The organism is Bacteroides caecigallinarum (assembly GCF_016902295.1).
Taxonomy (GTDB): domain Bacteria; phylum Bacteroidota; class Bacteroidia; order Bacteroidales; family Bacteroidaceae; genus Phocaeicola; species Phocaeicola caecigallinarum_A.
In genome coordinates this window covers 1-336 of the sequence record NZ_JACJLQ010000181.1, presented here as the reverse complement: position 1 = coordinate 336, position 336 = coordinate 1, and the positions used below count along the sequence as shown (strand labels likewise).

1 protein-coding gene is annotated in these 336 nt (G+C 38.4%); it reads left to right on the top strand.

What is annotated here, in order from left to right; all coding sequences use genetic code 11:
* On the top strand, nucleotides 1-336 hold a 336-nt coding region (locus H6A27_RS14730; protein WP_477005009.1), incomplete at both ends, for a transposase.

Below are 336 nucleotides of genomic sequence, written 5' to 3'. Positions count from 1 at the left end.
TGGGGAACGGGCAATTAAAACCGGGATATAACCTACAAATCGGAACCGAAAATCAGTTTATGCTCGATTTTGAACTCTTCCACAATCCTACAGACACTCTTACATTGATCCCGTTCGAAAATTCGTTCCATGAACGTTATAACCGTTTCCCATTGGAAGAAGTTACCGATTTCGGTTATGGCTCGGAAGAGAACTATCGCTTTATGGAAGAAAACGGAATAGAGGTATATGTCAAGTACAATTTCTTTCATAAGGAGCAGAGAGCAGACAAATATGTGACAAATCCTTTCAAACAGGAAAACCTGTATTATAACAAGGAGAAAGACTATTATGTTT